This is a genomic window from Rhizobium sp. M1, assembly GCF_002531805.1.
Taxonomy (GTDB): domain Bacteria; phylum Pseudomonadota; class Alphaproteobacteria; order Rhizobiales; family Rhizobiaceae; genus Rhizobium; species Rhizobium etli_C.
Map to the genome: position 1 here is coordinate 1 of NZ_NWSW01000004.1, position 17,458 is coordinate 17,458.

Annotated in this window: 14 protein-coding genes and 1 pseudogene; all 15 read left to right on the forward strand. The window is 61.8% G+C overall.

Annotated features, from left to right (window positions below; translation table 11 throughout):
• Positions 1-322: 322 nt before the first annotated feature.
• The 15 genes and pseudogenes from CO655_RS05730 (at position 323) to CO655_RS05805 (ending at position 17,456) form a co-directional block, all read left to right on the forward strand.
• On the forward strand, positions 323-661 hold the full coding sequence (locus CO655_RS05730) for a hypothetical protein (protein WP_010030245.1): 339 nt from the start codon (positions 323-325) through the stop codon (positions 659-661).
• A gap of 141 nt (positions 662-802) precedes the next feature.
• Entirely contained in the window at positions 803-1,009 is a 207-nt protein-coding gene (locus CO655_RS05735) for a hypothetical protein (RefSeq protein ID WP_009987986.1), read from the forward strand.
• A gap of 151 nt (positions 1,010-1,160) precedes the next feature.
• On the forward strand, positions 1,161-1,961 hold the full coding sequence (locus tag CO655_RS05740) for a pseudouridine synthase (RefSeq protein ID WP_097664085.1): 801 nt from the start codon (positions 1,161-1,163) through the stop codon (positions 1,959-1,961).
• A 14-nt stretch (positions 1,962-1,975) separates the two neighbouring features.
• A complete protein-coding gene (locus CO655_RS05745; protein ID WP_097664122.1) occupies positions 1,976-2,665 on the forward strand; it encodes a phosphoribosyltransferase in 690 nt (229 codons plus the stop codon).
• Positions 2,666-2,812: 147 nt separating this feature from the next.
• Positions 2,813-4,555: an SLC13 family permease gene (locus CO655_RS05750; RefSeq protein WP_097664086.1), complete on the forward strand. Its 1,743-nt coding sequence runs from the start codon at positions 2,813-2,815 to the stop codon at positions 4,553-4,555.
• A gap of 91 nt (positions 4,556-4,646) precedes the next feature.
• On the forward strand, positions 4,647-5,591 hold the full coding sequence (locus CO655_RS05755) for a phosphoribosylaminoimidazolesuccinocarboxamide synthase (RefSeq protein ID WP_097664087.1): 945 nt from the start codon (positions 4,647-4,649) through the stop codon (positions 5,589-5,591).
• Between the two features lie 220 nt (positions 5,592-5,811).
• Positions 5,812-6,414: a TetR family transcriptional regulator gene (locus tag CO655_RS05765; RefSeq protein ID WP_097664088.1), complete on the forward strand. Its 603-nt coding sequence runs from the start codon at positions 5,812-5,814 to the stop codon at positions 6,412-6,414.
• Positions 6,415-6,571: 157 nt separating this feature from the next.
• A complete protein-coding gene (locus CO655_RS05770) occupies positions 6,572-7,783 on the forward strand; it encodes an efflux RND transporter periplasmic adaptor subunit (protein ID WP_097664089.1) in 1,212 nt (403 codons plus the stop codon).
• A gap of 48 nt (positions 7,784-7,831) precedes the next feature.
• Positions 7,832-10,942, forward strand: a complete 3,111-nt coding sequence (locus CO655_RS05775) for an efflux RND transporter permease subunit (RefSeq protein WP_097664090.1) — start codon at positions 7,832-7,834, stop codon at positions 10,940-10,942.
• Between the two features lie 153 nt (positions 10,943-11,095).
• Positions 11,096-12,532, forward strand: a complete 1,437-nt coding sequence (locus CO655_RS05780) for an efflux transporter outer membrane subunit (protein WP_097604061.1) — start codon at positions 11,096-11,098, stop codon at positions 12,530-12,532.
• A 164-nt stretch (positions 12,533-12,696) separates the two neighbouring features.
• A pseudogene (locus CO655_RS05785) lies at positions 12,697-13,741 on the forward strand (LacI family DNA-binding transcriptional regulator).
• Between the two features lies 1 nt (position 13,742).
• Positions 13,743-14,765, forward strand: a complete 1,023-nt coding sequence (locus CO655_RS05790; RefSeq protein ID WP_097664091.1) for an ABC transporter substrate-binding protein — start codon at positions 13,743-13,745, stop codon at positions 14,763-14,765.
• A 69-nt stretch (positions 14,766-14,834) separates the two neighbouring features.
• Positions 14,835-15,662, forward strand: a complete 828-nt coding sequence (locus tag CO655_RS05795) for an ABC transporter permease (protein ID WP_097664092.1) — start codon at positions 14,835-14,837, stop codon at positions 15,660-15,662.
• The gene (locus tag CO655_RS05800) at positions 15,659-16,438 is read left to right on the forward strand and encodes an ABC transporter permease (protein WP_064683387.1); all 780 of its coding nucleotides are present in this window, start codon (positions 15,659-15,661) and stop codon (positions 16,436-16,438) included. Before CO655_RS05795 ends, CO655_RS05800 begins: the two co-directional genes overlap by 4 nt.
• The gene (locus CO655_RS05805) at positions 16,431-17,456 is read left to right on the forward strand and encodes an ABC transporter ATP-binding protein (RefSeq protein ID WP_097664093.1); all 1,026 of its coding nucleotides are present in this window, start codon (positions 16,431-16,433) and stop codon (positions 17,454-17,456) included. Before CO655_RS05800 ends, CO655_RS05805 begins: the two co-directional genes overlap by 8 nt.
• Positions 17,457-17,458 lie beyond the last annotated feature (2 nt).

Sequence of the window (17,458 nt, forward strand, 5' to 3'; positions counted from 1 at the left end):
ACAGCCATACCAAAAGTTTTTTGACATTTTTGTAACAAGTTGATTCGGCATGTATTTTTCCGCCGGCCTTTATCCACAACCGGCGTTTTCGGCGCAGATTTCCGAAAATTCTTTTACCAGTCGATAAAAACATCATCGGAAACCCGCCTTCAACCGGCGAAAGATGACAGGAAAACAGCGGCTTGAGCGAATTTATGGTTAACGGAGGATTAAGCCGCTTCCGGCCGCAGGCTTTAAATTTCCGTCACAAATCAACGACCGGCATTTCGGAACCTATCGCCGTCTGGAGTGTTGTCTTTCCCATCGAGGAAAGGAGACCGACATGCCTGCCAACACCGACGATATCAGAGCATCTGTCAGCAAGGACATTGCTGCGCTCCAGCAGGAAGTATCCCGCCTGCAGAAAATGATTTCCGCTCAGGGCGCCGAAGCCTATTACGAAGTGCGCGGCCGCGCCGGCAAGGTCTATGATGAGGCCCTGCCCCGCGCCAAGAATGCCGTCGCCCAGATCAGGGCCGAAGGCGCCGCTGCTGCCGGTGCTGCCCGCGAGCATCCAGCCGCCACGACGACGGCGCTGGTGCTTGCAGGCGCCATTGGTTTCCTCGCCGGCTATCTGCTTTCCGGCAGCCCGCAGCCGCAGCATCGCCATTGGTGGCGCTAGGGCCCGCCGCATCCGCTTAAAAATCATATTTTTACGCACCCGCCGATCCGTTTTTTGGCAGGGTGCGTAAATGCTTATGTCTTAGAAAAACCAATTTTTAATGCAAGCAAGGGACCATAAAAAAACGAAAGGGAGGATAGCATGGAAAACAAGAGGGCCAATTGCATCATTGAAGTCAGCGTCGATGGCGTTAACGGCCGTTACGCGGTCGGCATCATGAATATGCGTCAGGCACTCGAACTGCCGGAAATGCCAAGCCTATCTTATACGCATCCCGACCCCGTGAAAGCCGCTGCCGGCATCGTCGTCAGCCGCAAGGAGCTGGCCGGTTTCATGGCCTGCCGCTGAGACAGCGTAACCCTTCATGCCCTGACGGTGCTTTGTCAGAAGCGCTGACGGCAGTCTGCAGCCCCACCGTTCCCTAGATATAGTTCGCCAAGCTGGAATCCTTGTGCCGTTCATGCCAAGAAACGGCATCGAAGCAGCATAGGGATAGCAGATGAGGGACCGGCGCCCATCGCATAAAACGCGCGAGCGGCCAAAGCCTGCCGCCGACGCAGGCAAGCGGGTCACTCTTCCCCGCGCCCTTTCCAAGCTCGGTTACTGCTCCCGCACCCAAGCCGAACGGCTGATTGCCGAAAGTCGCGTCGCCGTCGACGGCCGCACGATCAGCGATGCCGCTGCATGGGTCGATCTTGCGACGGCCAGGATCAGCGTCGACGGCCTCCCCATCGCTGCCGAGGCAAAAATCTATCTGATGCTCAACAAGCCGCGCGGGCTCGTCACCACCCGCCACGATCCCGAAGGCAGGCCGACGGTCTATGATTGCCTGAGAGATTTCGACATCCCGCACCTCTCTCCGGTCGGCCGGCTCGACAAGGCGAGCGAAGGCCTGCTGCTTTTCACCAACGACACGGAATTCGCCCAGATCCTGCTCGATCCGGTCACCCATGTGACCAAGACCTATCATGTCCAGATCGGCCGGCTTTTGGACGACGAGGAAATCGCCGCAATGACGTCGGGCATCCGCCACGATGGCGAGGTGCTGACGGCGACTGCAACGCGACGCCTTCGCCAGGGTGACAGGAACTCATGGATCGAGGTCGAGCTGGATGAAGGCCGCAACCGCCAGATCCGCCGCATGCTGGAGGCGCTCGGGGCCGAATGTCTGCGCCTCGTGCGGGTCGCAATCGGCGGGCTCGAACTCGGCGAACTGCCGAAAGGTACCGTGCGTGCGCTGACCGAGGCGGAATTGCAGGCGCTGCGCCGGAGCGCCGGCATGGAAAGGGCAAGACGTTGACCGATATGACGGAGATGGCGCCGCACGACTTCTGGCAGGTAATCCATCCGCCCGGCACCTTTCCCGACGATCAGGAGTTCACCTCCCTTTATGTCGCCGCACTGGAAGACGGGCGCCAGCTTTGCCTGCCGATCCGCGTGCTGGCTGATGGCGAACATGCCCTCGCCTCGCTGATCGTCAACCAGGCAAGCTTCGCCGTGCTCGATGCGCTGGCCGAAGACCTCGCCGAAAAGATCAGGCCCATACGCATCGATGTCGTCGCCGGCCTACCGACGCTCGGCCTGACGCTTGCCGCGGCAGTCGCGCAAAAGCTCGGCCACGCCCGCTACGTCCCGCTCGGCACCTCGCGCAAATTCTGGTACCGCGACGAACTCTCCGTTGCCCTGTCCTCGATCACGACGCCGACACAGGAAAAGCGTCTCTATATCGATCCGCGCATGCTGCCGCTGCTGAGCGGGCGGCGCGTCGGCCTGATTGATGACGTCATTTCCAGCGGCGCATCGATTGTCTCGGGTCTTAATCTGCTGACGGCCTGCGGCATCGAACCCGTCGTCATCGGTGCGGCCATGCTGCAATCCGAGCGCTGGCGCGAAAGCCTCGCAGCCGCCGGGCCGCAATGGATCACGCGCATCGTCAGCGTTTTCGCAACGCCCATTCTGAAGCGCAACGCCGCCGGCCGGTGGCAGGCACCCGCACGACCGTAGACGTGAGGATTGTTCGATCTTTGCCGGCCGGCGCCTCTGTACAGCCGGTGAGGAACGATTACAGTCCGCTCGACGCGTGTCACCCGGAAGCGTGCAGCGGTTTCCGGATAGCGACATATTTCAACCGATGAAACACCGGATCTGCCCATGTCGTTCGAGCAAGCATCCCTGCTGATCCTTCTGCTGGCGATGCTCGTTCTCTTCTCCTTCGAGCGCATCCGCATCGAGGTGATTGCGATTGCCGGCCTGCTCGCCGGTTATGCGCTCGGCCTTTATCCGGCCGACCAGATTTTCGCGGGCTTCGCCAGCCCCGTCGTCATCACCGTCATCGAAATCCTGCTGATCGTTCAGGTGCTGGCGCGCGCCAAGCTCTTCGACAATCTCGCCGCACGATGGGCGGCCGCAAGACCATCGCCCTTCAAGGTCATATCGGGCACGTCCTCGCTCGCCGGCTTCATTTCCATCTTCATGAACAATATCGGCGCCTTTGCGATCACGCTGCCGGTGGCGCTGCGGCTCGGCGTGGTGCTGTCGACCCCTCGCCGTCAGCTCGTCATGCCGGTCTCGTTTGCCGCCCTGCTCGGCGGTCTGGTCTCGCTGATCGGCACGCCGGCCAACCTGCTCGTCAGCGACGCGCTCGCCAAGGCAACCGGAGCAGGCTTTCGCTTCTTCGATTTCGCCTATGTCGGCCTGCCGGTCGCAATCGCCGGCATTTTGCTCATCGCCTTTCGCGTCCGGCGCCTGTTTCCGGAACCCGACGCAGTGCCGGCAACGATCTCCCCGGGTACGCGCCGCATCGTCGTCGAACGTCGCGTCCCGGACGCTTCTCCGCTGATCGGCACCCGGCTTTCCGAGTGTCCAACCCGCTTCGCCATCAAGCCGCATGCGCTGATCCGTGGCGACAATTTCGTTTTTGGTCCGCTCGACCAGTTGGTCATCAACGCCGGCGACGTATTGCTGGCCGAAGGCGCCGATGGCGTCTTCGCCGGCCTTGCCGCCGCACAGGCGCTAATCGCCGATATCCATCCGAATGGTCTGCCGCCGGATTTTACCCGAGTCGAAACCGTCGTGATGCCGGAAAGCACGCTGGTCGGTTCGCGCGTCCGCTCGCTCGAAGTCTTTCACCATCGCGGCATCGCAGTCACTGCTCTTTCCATGCGTACCCCGCGCATCGAAGGCCGCTTCCTCGATTTGCAGCTGTCGATCGGCGATATTTTGACGCTGGAAGGGCCGCGCATGGCCATTGCCGAAGCGTTGGAGGAAAGCGAGTGCCTGCCGCTCGCCCCGACGGCTTCAGCCGAACCGGCGCTGCTCTCCTGGCGGCCCTTCGCGCTGTTTGCCTGCGGCGTCGCTGCGTCGGCGGCCGGCTTGCATCCCGAGGTCGCTTTTGCCGGCGTCGTGCTCGTCCTCGCCCTGCTCAACCATCTCAACATCCGCCAGGCGATGGCCGACCTCAACTGGCCGATCATCATCATGCTCGCAGCGATGATCCCAATCGGCCAGGCGGTGGCAAGCACCGGGACAGCCGAAGCGATCGCCGGCTGGCTGAGCCTCGTCGTGCCGATCAGCCATCCGCTCTCCGGCATCGCCCTCATCCTCTTCCTCGCCATGGCGCTGACGCCCTTCGTCAACAATGCGACGGTCGCAATCGTGCTGACGCCGATCGCGCTCGAATTTGCAAGGACCGGGCGACATGCGCCCGACGCCTATCTGATCGCGGTAGCCGTCGGCGCCTCTCTCGATTTCCTGACGCCCTTCGGCCATCACAACAATACGCTTGCAATGGGAATCGGCGGCTACCGTTTCAGCGATTTCCTGCGCGCCGGCTGGCCGCTCGCCGTCGCAAGTTACGGCCTTGCTCTGTTTCTCCTGGCTCTGTTCTGGCTGTGATGCGATATTTTGTCCTTAAATCGATTCCGATTTCAGGAATTATGCAGTAGAGCAGGAAGCCTTCAGCTAAACACAAGGACAGTCGAGCGCCGTGCGAATCCTCTCCGAAGCCCATTTCCCGGAATTGCCGAATTACTATCGCGGCAAGGTGCGCGAGAATTACGATCTACCGGACGGACGCCGCATCATCATCAGCACCGACCGGCTAAGCGCCTTCGATCGAATCCTCACCTGCATCCCCTATAAGGGCCAGGTGCTGACTGAGACCGCGCGCTATTGGTTCGAAGCGACGAAGGACATCTGCCCGAACCACGTCATCGACTATCCCGATCCGAATGTCGTCATCGGCAAGCGGCTCGACATCCTGCCGGTCGAGATCGTCGTGCGCGGATACCTTGCCGGCACCACCGGCACCTCGATCCTGACGCTCTACAAGAAGGGTGAGCGCGAAATGTACGGCATGCGCCTGCCGGACGGCATGCGCGATAACCAGATTCTGCCCGAACCCGTCATCACGCCGACCAGCAAGGAATTCGACGGCGGTCATGACGAGCCGCTGACGCCTGCCGAAATCGTCGAGCGCGGCCTTCTGACCAAGGAGCAGTGGGAGACGCTCTCCGGATATGCGCTTGCACTCTTTGCCCGCGGCCAGGCAATGGCCGCCGAACGCGGCCTGATCCTCGTCGACACCAAATATGAATTCGGCACCGACGGCGACGGCAACATCATCCTCGCCGATGAGATCCACACACCTGACAGCAGCCGTTACTGGCTCGCAGAAAGCTATCCGGCGAGCTTCGCGGCCGGAAAACGGCCGGAAAGTTTCGACAAGGATTTCGTCCGAGCCTGGGTGGCGGAACGTTGCGATCCCTATAAGGACGAAATCCCCGAAATTCCCCTCGAGCTGATCGAGCAGACCTCGGCCGTCTACATCAAGGCCTACGAGTCGATCACCGGCGAACGCTTTGTTCCCGACGACAGCGGCGAGACGCCGCTTGCCCGTGTCCGAAACAACCTCTCACGCTATTTCCCTTGAAAAAGACGGCACACAAGGCCGCCGGGCCGAGCATCGGCTTGGCAGCTTTCGCGCAATCGCGCTAGAGCATGATGCCGAAAAGTGTGAGCGGTTTTTGGATGACATCATGCTCTAACTCTTTAATTTAGAACAGGATTCAGATTTTAGGCCGACCCGGCCTAAAATCATCCTGTTCTAGCATCAGCAAAAAGGAACCCGGGCACGGCCCGGCGGGGGACAGATGGCGAGGAGGCCGAGACGCAAGGCCGAGGAAACGCGACAGGACATTCTCTGCATGGCGGAGATGTTGTATCGCGAGCGCGGCTACGTCGCGGTGTCGATCGCCGATATCGCCGGCGCGCTCAACATGTCGCCCGCCAACGTCTTCAAGCATTTTCACTCCAAGGTCGCGCTGGTGGATGCCATTGCCGGACGACATCTCGACAATGCTGCCGAGCGCTTCGCTCCCCTCGACCAGGATATGCCCGCGAAAGAGCAACTCGACCGCTTCGTCCTGCGCCTGCTGGATGGCCATCTGCAGGATATACAGAAAAGCCCCTACATCTTTGAAATGGTGCTTTCGACCATCGAGGCCAAACTCGAAGCCGGCATTCGCTATCGCGCCCGCATCGAGGAAAATCTCGGCGAGATCATCCGCAAAGGTGTTGCAGAAGGCCGTTACCATTGCGGCAACCCCGAACGGGCAGCGCATGTTGTCGCCGATATGCTTGCCTGCGTGCTGCATCCCGTGCTCATCGTCCGCGACGACAAGGAGACACTGGTGCAGCGTGCGGGGGAAATCGTCAGCTTCGTCGATGCCGCACTGCAAAATAGCGCTTGCTAAGTGACGATTGCTGACTTACGTCACTTCGTAAAGCTTTTCTTAGACTCGGGGATAATGGCACCTGAAGCCAGACCGATCCTGTCGCTTGTATATGCCTGAGCTGGCTCGGCTGAGTGCATGGATCGAAGGCAATTGCCACCGCATGAGGAAATTCAGAATGATACGGCGTGCCCTGATTATCTCCTCGGCCCTGGTGGCCGGCGCATTGCTTGGCGCCTGCAGCGACAACGCCGGCAAGCCTGCCGGCAATGCCGGCGCAGGCGCGGCGCAGCAGGCATCGCCCGTCGGCGTGGTCGCGCTGAAGAAGGCTAGTTTTCCTGTTACCACGATCCTTCCCGGCCGCGCCGAAGCCTTCCAGACGGCCGATATCCGGCCGCAGGTGAGCGGCATGATCCGCGAAATCGCCTTCAGGGAAGGCGGCGAGATCAAGAAGGGCGACCTTCTCTATCAGATCGAGGATGCGCCCTATATCGCCGCTGTCGAGCAGGCCAAGGCGGCGATCTCCAAGGCCGAGGCGAGCGTGCCGAGTGCCGAAAGCAATCTCGAACGCTACCAGCGCCTCGTCGGCAGCGGCGCCACGCAGATCGAATACGAGACGGCCAGGACGACGCTTCTTCAGGCGAAGGCCGAAGTCGAGTCGGCAAAGGCAGCCCTTTCCGCCGCGCAGATCGATCTCGATCACACCAAGATCGTCGCGCCCTTCGACGGCATCATCGACCAGACGGCCTACAATGTCGGCAACGTCGTCTCTGCCAACCAGACGACGGCGCTGACGACGATCCGCCAGCTCGACCCGATCTATATCTCGCTGACGGAATCGAGCACCAACCTTTTAAGGCTGCGCGATGCCATGGCAGCCGGCGATATCAAGGGCGCGGAGAACGTTGCCTTCCATCTGATTCTCGAAAACGGCAAGGAATACAACCAACAGGGCAGGCTCGACATGTCGAAGCAGGTGGTCAGTGAGACCACAGGCACCTTCATCATCCGCGTGCTCTTCCCCAATCCCGATCGCATCGTCCTGCCCGGCATGTATGTCCGCGCAACCGTCGAACTCGGCGCCGAGGCCGGTTATGCGCTGCCGCAGCTGGCGACGAGCCGTGATGCCAACGGCCGGCTGACGGCGCAGTTCATTTCCGCTGACGGCAAAGTCGAAATCCGCGCCTTCGAGAACAGCTCGCCCTCCAACAATTCCTGGCTGGTGACCGAAGGCATCAAGGACGGCGATCAATTGATCGTCACCGGTCTGCAGTCGGTGACGGCAGGCATGCCGGTAACGCCGGTCCCGATGAAGATCAACGACAACGGTGTGGTCGTGCCTGCCGAGCAGCCCGCGGCCGGTGACGCTGGGAGGCCCGCAGCGAAATAATCGCTCCGGGTCCGCATCGTCACCGTCTCAGCCGCACAGGAACAACCGATGGCCAAGTTTTTCATCCGACGTCCGATTTTCGCCTGGGTCATTGCGATCACCATCATGCTCGCCGGCCTGCTGGCGATCTACACCCTGTCGATCTCGCAATATCCCGACATCGCCCCGACGACGGTCCGCATCAACGCCACCTATCGTGGCGCCAGCGCCGAGACCGTCGAGAAATCGGTGACGACGATCATCGAGGACGGCATGACCGGCCTCGACGATCTCACCTACATGACCTCGACCTCGTCGACCGGCTCGGCCAGCGTCCAGCTCACCTTCGGAACCAGCATCGATCCCGATATCGCCCAGGTACAGGTGCAGAACAAGCTGCAGCTCGTTCAATCGCAGCTTCCGGGCGACGTCATCGATGCCGGCATCAGCGTGACGCGCTCGACCTCGAGCATCCTTCTCGTCGGCTCGCTCGTTTCGACCGATGGCAAGCGCAATTCGGTCGATCTCGGCAACATCATGTCGACCTCCATCGAGGATCAGATCCAGCGCCTGGAAGGCGTCGGCAGCATCAACGTCTTCGGTTCGGGATACGCCATGCGCGTCTGGCTCGATCCCTTCAAGCTGTTGAAATATCAGCTGACGCCGAGCGACGTCACAGCGGCGATCCAGGCGCAGAACACCCAGGTCTCGGTCGGCTCGCTCGGCGCCCAGCCGACGATTCCCGGCCAGCAGCTCAACGTCACTATCACCGCGCAAAGCCAGCTGACCACCGTCGCCGATTTCGAACACATCATTCTGAAGGTCGAAAAGGACGGCGCGACGGTGCGCCTGAGCGACGTCTCACGCATCGAGATCGGTCAGGAAAGTTACGGCGGCAGTTCGCGCTATAACGGCCTGCCCTCGAGCGGTTTTGCGGTCAATCTCGCGATCGGCGCCAACGCCATCGATACCGCTGCCCGCGTGCGCTCCGCGCTCGACGTCATCGGCCGCACCCTGCCGGAAGGTGTGAAGATCACCTATCCCTACGACACGACGCCCTTCGTGGAACTGTCGATCGAAAAGGTCGTGCATACGCTGATCGAGGCGATCGTCCTCGTCTTCGTGGTGCTGCTCGTCTTCCTGCAGAATCTGCGCGCGACGCTGATACCGACCATTGCCGTTCCCGTGGTACTGCTCGGCACTTTCGGAGTGCTGGCGGCGACCGGTTATTCCATCAATACGCTGACGATGTTCGCCATGGTTCTGGCGATCGGCCTTCTCGTCGACGACGCGATCGTCGTCGTCGAAAACGTCGAGCGCATCATGTCCGAAGAGAAGCTTTCGCCGCTCGAGGCGACGGAAAAATCGATGGGCGAGATCACCGGCGCCATCGTCGGCATCGCGCTCGTGCTGACCGCCGTCTTCATTCCAATGGCCTTCTTCGGCGGCTCGACCGGTATCATCTATCGCCAGTTCTCGATCACCATCGTCTCGGCCATGCTGCTGTCGGCGCTCGTCGCCATCGTGCTGACGCCGGCACTCTGCGCCACGATGCTGAAGCCTGTCAGCGAGCACAGGAAGCATCGCGTCGGCGACTGGTTCAACCGCAACTTCACGCGCTCGACCAACGGCTATGTCAGAACCATCGGCTATCTTCTGAAGCGGCCGATCCGCGTCATGCTGGTCTTCCTTCTCATCGGCGCCGGCTGCGCCTATCTCTTCACCCGCCTGCCGAGCTCCTTCCTGCCGCAGGAAGACCAGGGCGTGCTGCTGACCATCGTCACCACGCCGCCGGGCTCGACCACGCAGCAGACCCAGGCGGTCGTCGAGAAGGTCGAAAACTACTATCGCGAAAACGAGAAGGATGCCGTCGAGTCCGTCTTCGGCGCGCTGGGCTTCGGCTTCAGCGGCTCCGGACAGAACAGCGCCATCGTCTTCACCAAGCTCAAGGATTTCTCGCAGCGCACCGATCCCAATCTGAGCGCCCAATCGGTCGTCAGCCGGGCCCTGCGCAGCTTCTTTGCGATGCGTGAGGCGCAGGTCTTCGCGCTTCTGCCGCCGGCAATCCAGGGCCTCGGCGTGTCGAGCGGCTTTTCCATGTATCTCGTCGACACCGGCGGCCATGGCAATGACGCCCTGACAGCGGCCTCCAAACGGCTGATCCAGATGGGCAACTCGTCAGGCAAGGTCGTGGCGCTGCGCAGCAGCAACAAGGAGGTCGAGCCGCAGATGCGCATTGTGCTCGATCAGGAAAAGATCGGCGCCATGGGCGTCGACATCGCCTCGGTCAATTCGATGTTGTCGATCATCTTCACCGGCCGCGACGTCAACGACTTCACGCTGAACGGCGAGATCAAGCCGGTCTATGTCCAAGGCGACGCGCCCTTCCGCATGCAGCCGGACGATCTCAATCACTGGTATGCCCGCAACAATTCAGGCGAAATGGTGCCCTTCTCCGCCTTCACCAAAACCGAATGGGTGAAGGGTGCACCTTCGCTTGCCCGTTTCAACGCCGTCAGCGCCATCCCGCTCGACGGCGCCTCGGCGCCCGGCGTGTCCTCCGGCGATGCGATGAACGAAATGGAAGCGCTGACCGAACAGCTCGGCGGCGGCTACACCGTCGCCTGGCAGGGCATCTCCTATCAGGAACGCCTTTCCGGCTCGCAAGCGCCGATGCTCTATGCGATTTCCGTTCTCGTCGTCTTCCTCTGCCTGGCAGCGCTTTACGAAAGCTGGTCGATTCCCTTCTCGGTGATCATGGCCGTGCCCGTCGGCATTCTCGGCGCGCTGACGGCGGCAACGCTTTTCGGCCAGGCGAACGACGTCTATTTCAAGGTCGGCTTGCTCACCACGATCGGGCTTGCGGCGAAGAATGCGATTCTGATCGTCGAATTCGCCAAGGATCGGATGGAGAGTGGTATGGGCCTCTATGAGGCGACGCTGGAAGCAGCGAGATTGCGCCTGCGGCCGATCATCATGACCTCGCTCGCCTTCATTCTCGGTGTCGTGCCGCTGGCGATCGCCACAGGCGCGGGCTCGGCGGCCCAGAATGCCATCGGCATCGGCGTCCTCGGCGGCATGCTGGCGGCGACGATGCTCGGAATTTTCTTCGTGCCGTCCTTTTTCGTCGTCATCCGACGCATCTTTGCCACACGCGGCAAAAATGCGGCAGCTGTGTGATATAAATGCACTGTGATAATGCTGTTCCGATTGCTACATTGCGCCCGACTGCTTCGGTGTGTGTTTTCAAGTGGGACAAAAGGCGCGGCGCGCCGATAGTGAAGCATGAAGCTTCGGACAAGAATTGACTTGCTCGAGTACAGGAAGAAATGAATGGTATCTCTTCGTTTTGCCACACCGGCATTGTTATTATTATTGTCGGGCTGCGTCGTAGGCCCGGATCATGCTCCTCCTGAAATGCCGCTGCCCGCCAAATTCGGAGAAGGCGGAACGAAGAGTGTCGGCGACGTTGCCACCGCAGCCTGGTGGACCGCTTTCAAGGACCCCAAGCTGAATGGCTATGTCCAGGCCGGCCTCGAGCAGAACCTGACCGTCCAGCAGGCGATCGAGCGCATCAATGCAGCTTCCGCCAACGTTACCGTCGCCGGCGCAGGCGGCCTGCCGAACCTCAACGTCGGCGCCTCGCACACGATCAGCGGCCAGAAGGGCGAACTGCGCACGCAGTTCGACACGCGCAACACCAGTGCCGGCGAAGTTCAGCTGAGCTGGCTGCTCGATCTCTTCGGCCTCTATAAGCGCAGCACCGAGAGCGCGGTCGCTTCGCTCGATTCGGCCTACGCATCCGCCGATGTCGCCAAGCTGACCCTCGTGCAGGATCTCGTCTCGAGCTACATCGATGTTCGCTTTTATCAGCAGCGCCTGGCGCTTTCGAAGGCCAACCTGAAATCTCGTCAGGAAACCTACGAGCTGACGAAATTCCAGCTTGAAGCCGGCGCCGCCTCGCGGCTCGACGTCGTCCAGGCCGAGGGTCTCGTACAATCGACGCTCGCCGAAATTCCCGGCCTCGAGACCAACATCCGCGTATCGGCCCATCACATCGCCACGCTGCTTGGCCTGCCGGCCTCGGCGCTTGTGAACGAATTGCTGAGGGGCGGTGGTCAGCCGGTATACCGCGGCGGCATCAACTCCGGCATCCCGGCAGACCTGATCCGCAACCGTCCCGACATTCGCGTCGCGGAGCGTGATCTCGCTGCCGCAACGGCCAATATCGGCGTTGCCGAGGCGCAGCTTTATCCGAGCATCTCGCTCAGCGGCTCGATCTCGCCCTCCTATATCAACCAAAGGGGTGTCCATGGCGCTCTGACGCCTTGGTCCTTTGGACCGACGCTGAACCTGCCGATCCTCGACGGCGGCCGCCTGCGCGCCAACGTCAAGTCGGCACAGTCTGAAGCCGCGACCGCTTACCTCAACTGGAAATCGACGGTGCTGACCGCCGTCGAGCAGGTCGAGAATGCGCTCGCCGCCGTCCGCCGCGACGCCCGCACGGTCGCTGCCCTTCAGGCCCAGGTAAAGACGACGCAGGAAACGCTCGAACTTTCCACAGCATCCTATAAGGACGGCGCCTCCTCGCTGCTCGACGTTCTCGACGCGCAGCGCCAGGTTTCGCTCGCCCAGGCAAGCCTTGCCCAGGCGGTCCAGCAGATGGCCAAGGACTATGTCTCGCTGAACATCGCAGTCGGTGGCGGCTATGCGCCCGGCGGCAAGACCACCGCGCCGGTGAAGCCTGAGCCGGCGAAGGCCAAGAGCTGATCGGCTCGCCGCCTTTCTTGAAATACGGAGCCCCGCGATCGTCTCGCGGGGCTTTTTTCATGCCGGTTCTGCATTGGATAATTGCGGAGCAGAGGAATTTGGATTCGACAAGCGGCGGCCGCTGATATAGGACTGATTAAACGATTAATCAGGCAGCCTGAATCATGACTTCATCGCGCCCGGGACCGAACCTCAGCAGGATAGCGACTTCGCTCGGTGTCTCTATTGCCACGGTCTCCAATGCGCTTTCCGGCAAAGGCCGGGTCTCCGGCCAATTGGTCGAAAGAATTCGCGAGCATGCCGCCGAGCTCGGTTATGTCCCGAGCCAGGCCGGCCGCGCGCTGCGAACCGGCCGCAGCGGTGTTATCGGCCTGGTGCTGCCCGACATCGCCAATCCACTGTTCCCGAAGATCGCGCAGGCGATCGAATTCGCAGCCTCCGCCGCAGGTTATGGCGTGCTGATCGCGGATTCCCGCGGCGATGCCGCCACCCAGGCCGAGGCGATCAACCGCCTGGTCGAACGCGGCGTCGATGGCATGGTCATCATCCCCCGCCGCGCCACCCGCATTTCGTCTGCCGCCTGTCCGGTCGCCGTCATCGACACGCCTTCGGCGCCGGGCAACACCGTTTCCGCCGATCATTGGCAGGGCGGGCGTGAAATTGCCCTCCATCTCGCCGATCTCGGCCACCAGCGCATCCTCATCATCGGCAACAACCAGGAATCCAGCGTCCAGAACGACCGCGCCGGCGGCATGCACGCCGGTCTGCGCCCCGGCATGCAGGCTGAAACCCTGTGGATCGACAAGCTGGAGCGGGATGGCGGCAGCGGCTGTCCGCTCGGCCTTGCCGAAAGGGTGAGACAGGGTTTCACAGCTTTCGCGGCCCTCTCCGATCTGCAGGCGCTACGCGCGCTAACGGAGCTGCAGCAGGCCGGCATCAACGTTCCCGCCGATGTCAGCGTCACCGGCTTCGATGACCTTATCTGGTCGCCTGTTGTCACGCCGTCCCTGACGACGGTCAGGATGGACATGGACAGGATTGCCGGGATTGCCGTGTCCGCTCTCGCCGATACGATAAGCAAAAGCCGCGCCCGGGAGGGAATGCTCGTTACCGCGGAGATCGAACGTGTCGCCATGCAATTGATCGTCCGCCAATCATCCGGGCCTTGTGAACCCCGCACTAAAAACCTCAGAGATGGAGAACACGTAAGATGAAAAAAGCTCTCATTGCTTCAGTGGCGCTTGCGGCGCTATCGCCGTTGAGTGCGGCTGCCGCCGAACGGACGCTGACCATTTCCGTCTATGCCTTCGCCCAGGACGATTTCAAGGCGCTGGTCTACGAACCCTTCGAAGCCCAATGCGGCTGCAAGCTGGTGGTCGAGACCGGCAACAGCGTCGAGCGCCTGGCCAAGATGGAAGCCAACAAGGCCAGTCCTGTCGTCGATCTCGCCGCCGTTTCGATGGCCGATGCGCTGGCCGCCGCGCGCGCCGGCCTGATCGACAAGGTCGATACTGCAAAACTTTCCAATTTCGCCAAGCTGTACGACATAGCCAAGGACCCGAACGACGACGGCATGAGTGTCGGCTACACCTTTTACGCCACGTCGATCGCCTACCGCTCCGACAAGATGAAGATCGACTCCTGGGCCGATCTGCTGAAGCCGGAATATGTCGGCCATGTCGCCTTCCCCAATGTCACCACCAACCAGGGCCCCCCGGCGCTCTATATGCTGGGCCTGGCGCTCGGCAAGGACACGCCGGATCTCAAGGGGCCGATCGAGGCACTGGGCGAGAAGAAGGACGACATCGTCACCTTTTACGAAAAATCCTCCCAGCTGGTGCAGCTCATGCAGCAGGAGGAAATTTGGGCGGCTCCCATCGGCCGCTTCTCCTGGGCTGGCTTCACCAAGCTCGACGTGCCCGTTGCCTGGGCAACCCCGAAAGAGGGTCAGACCGGCGGCATGAACGTGCTGGTGCTGACCAAGGGTTCGAAGAACCAGGATCTCGCCCTGCAGTTCATGGATTTCTGGCTCTCGACCGAAACCCAGACCAAACTCGCCGAGAAGCTGATCGACAGCCCCGCCAACAGCGAGGTCAAGCTTTCCGAAGCGGCGGCCAACAACCTCACCTATGGCGAACAAACGGCCAAGAGCCTCAAGCTCATTCCGTCCGCTATCGCCCTCGACAACCGTGCCGGCTGGCTGAAGAGCTGGAACGAAAAGGTCGGCCAGTAAACTCCCTGAGTGAAGACAGGTCCCGGCGCCCCTGCCGGGATCGCGATCCCATCGATCGAAAGGCGCCTTATGTTCCAGAACCGCGCAGAAGCCCTGGCGCTTGCCCTGCCGGCAGCCGTCTTTGCAACCCTGGTCTTTCTGCTGCCCGTCGCAATCCTGCTGTCGGAGGGCTTCCGCGCCGGTGGCGGCTGGACGCTGTCGGCCTATACCGATTTCTTTTCCGGGACGCTGAACCGCACCGTATTCCTGCGCTCCTTCCGGCTCGGCCTCGAAGTCACCGCCGTCTCGGCTGTCATCGGTTATGCCGCGGCCTTCGCCATCGTCAACCTGCCGGCGAAGGGCAAAGGGCGGATGATCGGCCTCGTCACCCTGCCGCTGATGATCTCGCCGGTGGCGCGCACCTATGCCTGGATCGTCATTCTCGGCCGCACCGGCATCGTCAACCAGGCGATCACAGGCCTGGGTTTCAGTGCCGAACCGCTGCGCCTGCTGTTCACCGAAACCGCCGTCTTCATCGGTCTGCTGCAGCTCTTCCTGCCGCTGATGATCCTGTCGCTGATCAGCGCGCTTGAAAACATGCCGAGGGATGCGATCCCCGCCGCCCGTGTGCTTGGCGCCAACTGGTTCCAGGTCTTCTGGAAGGTCGTCCTGCCGCTGACCCGCGAAGGGCTCGTCATCGGCGGCACGCTTGTCTTCACCGGCTCATTGACGGCTTATATCACCCCCGCCGTGCTTGGCGGTTCCAAGGTGCTGATGCTCGAAACCCTGATGTACCAGCAGGTTTCCGTCGCCAATGATTTCGTCTCGGCAAGCGTCATCGCCTTCATCCTGATCGTCATGAGCTTTGCCGCCAATATCCTGCTGAAACGCCTCGCGACGGCGAGGAGCCGCCGATGACCCTCCGCCTGTTTTCGCCCATCGTGCTTTTCCTGCTGCTGGTCTTCCTGATCGGCCCGTTCCTGATCATCATCGCCGCCTCGCTCTCGGCAGGCGATACGCTGGCCTTCCCGCCGCAGGGCCTGTCGCTGCGCTGGGTGACGAAGGTCTTCACCGTTGAAAGCTTCCGCGACAGCTTCGCCATGTCGATGTTCCTCGCCGTCTTCGGAACGCTCGCGGCCCTCGTCCTAGGCATCCCGGCCGCCTACGCCTTGTCGCGTTACCGGCTGCCGGCGGCAGAAACGGTCCGCACCGTCGTCTCGCTGCCGATCATCGTTCCCGGCATTATCGTCGGCCTGGCATTGCTGCGTTATCTCGTCGTTCCCTTTGGCTTCAACATCACGCTCGCCCTTTTCTTCGCTCACGCGGCGCTGGTGCTGCCCTATGCCGTGCGTGTCGTCTCCGCGAGCCTCGACAATCTGCGTTCGGATATCGAGGAAGCGGCCGTCCTGCTTGGCTCCTCCAGGCTCGGCGCCTTCTTCCGCGTGGTGATGCCGAATATCCGCGGCGGCATTCTGGCCGCCTTCATCCTCGGCTTCGTCACCAGCTTCAATCAGGTGCCGGTCTCGCTCTTCCTCTCCGGCCCCGGTGTGCGCACACTGCCGATCGACATGCTGGGTTACATGGAAACCACTTACGACCCGTCCATCGCGGCACTCTCCGCCCTTCTCGCCTTCCTCTCGATCGGCATCGTCTTCCTCGCCGAGCGCTTCCTGGGATTTTCGCGTTATGTCTGATGCCTATCTCAAACTCGACAAGCTGACGCTCGCTTATGGCGATACGGTCGCGGTGAAGGATCTCGATCTTGCGATCGGCAAGGGCGAACTGGTCGCCCTTCTCGGCCCCTCCGGCTGTGGCAAGACGACGACGATGCGCGCCATTGCCGGCCTGCTGACGCCGGCTTCCGGCCGCATCGGTCTCGACGGCGCCGATATTACCCGCGTCTCCGCCAACAAGCGCGCCGTCGGCCTCGTCTTCCAATCCTACGCGCTGTTTCCGCATCTGACGGTTTACGAGAACGTCGCTTTCGGCCTGCGGCTCAAGGGCATTTCGGGCGCCGATCTCGATGCCCGCGTCGGCGCCGGCCTGAAATCCGTCGGCTTGACCGCCTTCGCCGGCCGCAAGCCCGCCGAACTCTCCGGCGGCCAGCAGCAGCGCGTGGCGCTCGCCCGCTCGATGGTCATGGAGCCGAAAGTACTGTTGCTCGACGAGCCGCTTTCCAATCTCGACGCCCGTCTTCGCCTGGAAATGCGCGCCGAATTGCAGCGCGTGCAGAAGGAGACCGGCGTCACGATGATCTTCGTCACCCACGACCAGGTGGAGGCCCTGGCGCTCGCCGACCGCATCGTCGTCATGCTGAACGGCGGCATCGAGCAGATCGGCACGCCGGAGGAGATCTACAACAACCCGGCCTCCGCCTTCGTCGCCGATTTCGTCGGCTTCGAAAATGTCTTCGCGCTGAAGGATGGAAAGCTTGCGACGCCGAACGGCCCGGTCGCCCTTTCCGGCGCGGCGCCGGATTCTGCGGCGGGCCTCGCCTGGCGTCCGCGCGCGGTGATCCTCGGCTCCGGTCAATTTCACGGCACCGTGCGCGGCACGTCTTTCGCCGGCAACACCCGCGAATATCTCCTCGATACGCCGCTCGGGCCCATCAAGGCCGAAATCGATGCGGGCCTGCCGCCGCACGAGATCGGCAGTGCACTCGCCTTCGACCTGCCGGTCGCCGGCGCGGCCAACCTCAAACGGTTCGGGTGAAA

Coding starts and splice junctions, on each gene's coding strand:
- CO655_RS05750 (WP_097664086.1), top strand. CDS start 2,813: ATGTCGTTCGAGCAAGCATCCCTGCTGATCCTTCTGCTGGCGATGCTC.
- CO655_RS05770 (WP_097664089.1), top strand. CDS start 6,572: ATGATACGGCGTGCCCTGATTATCTCCTCGGCCCTGGTGGCCGGCGCA.
- CO655_RS05745 (WP_097664122.1), top strand. CDS start 1,976: ATGGCGCCGCACGACTTCTGGCAGGTAATCCATCCGCCCGGCACCTTT.
- CO655_RS05805 (WP_097664093.1), top strand. CDS start 16,431: ATGTCTGATGCCTATCTCAAACTCGACAAGCTGACGCTCGCTTATGGC.
- CO655_RS05775 (WP_097664090.1), top strand. CDS start 7,832: ATGGCCAAGTTTTTCATCCGACGTCCGATTTTCGCCTGGGTCATTGCG.
- CO655_RS05800 (WP_064683387.1), top strand. CDS start 15,659: ATGACCCTCCGCCTGTTTTCGCCCATCGTGCTTTTCCTGCTGCTGGTC.
- CO655_RS05735 (WP_009987986.1), top strand. CDS start 803: ATGGAAAACAAGAGGGCCAATTGCATCATTGAAGTCAGCGTCGATGGC.
- CO655_RS05730 (WP_010030245.1), top strand. CDS start 323: ATGCCTGCCAACACCGACGATATCAGAGCATCTGTCAGCAAGGACATT.
- CO655_RS05790 (WP_097664091.1), top strand. CDS start 13,743: ATGAAAAAAGCTCTCATTGCTTCAGTGGCGCTTGCGGCGCTATCGCCG.
- CO655_RS05740 (WP_097664085.1), top strand. CDS start 1,161: ATGAGGGACCGGCGCCCATCGCATAAAACGCGCGAGCGGCCAAAGCCT.
- CO655_RS05765 (WP_097664088.1), top strand. CDS start 5,812: ATGGCGAGGAGGCCGAGACGCAAGGCCGAGGAAACGCGACAGGACATT.
- CO655_RS05795 (WP_097664092.1), top strand. CDS start 14,835: ATGTTCCAGAACCGCGCAGAAGCCCTGGCGCTTGCCCTGCCGGCAGCC.
- CO655_RS05780 (WP_097604061.1), top strand. CDS start 11,096: ATGGTATCTCTTCGTTTTGCCACACCGGCATTGTTATTATTATTGTCG.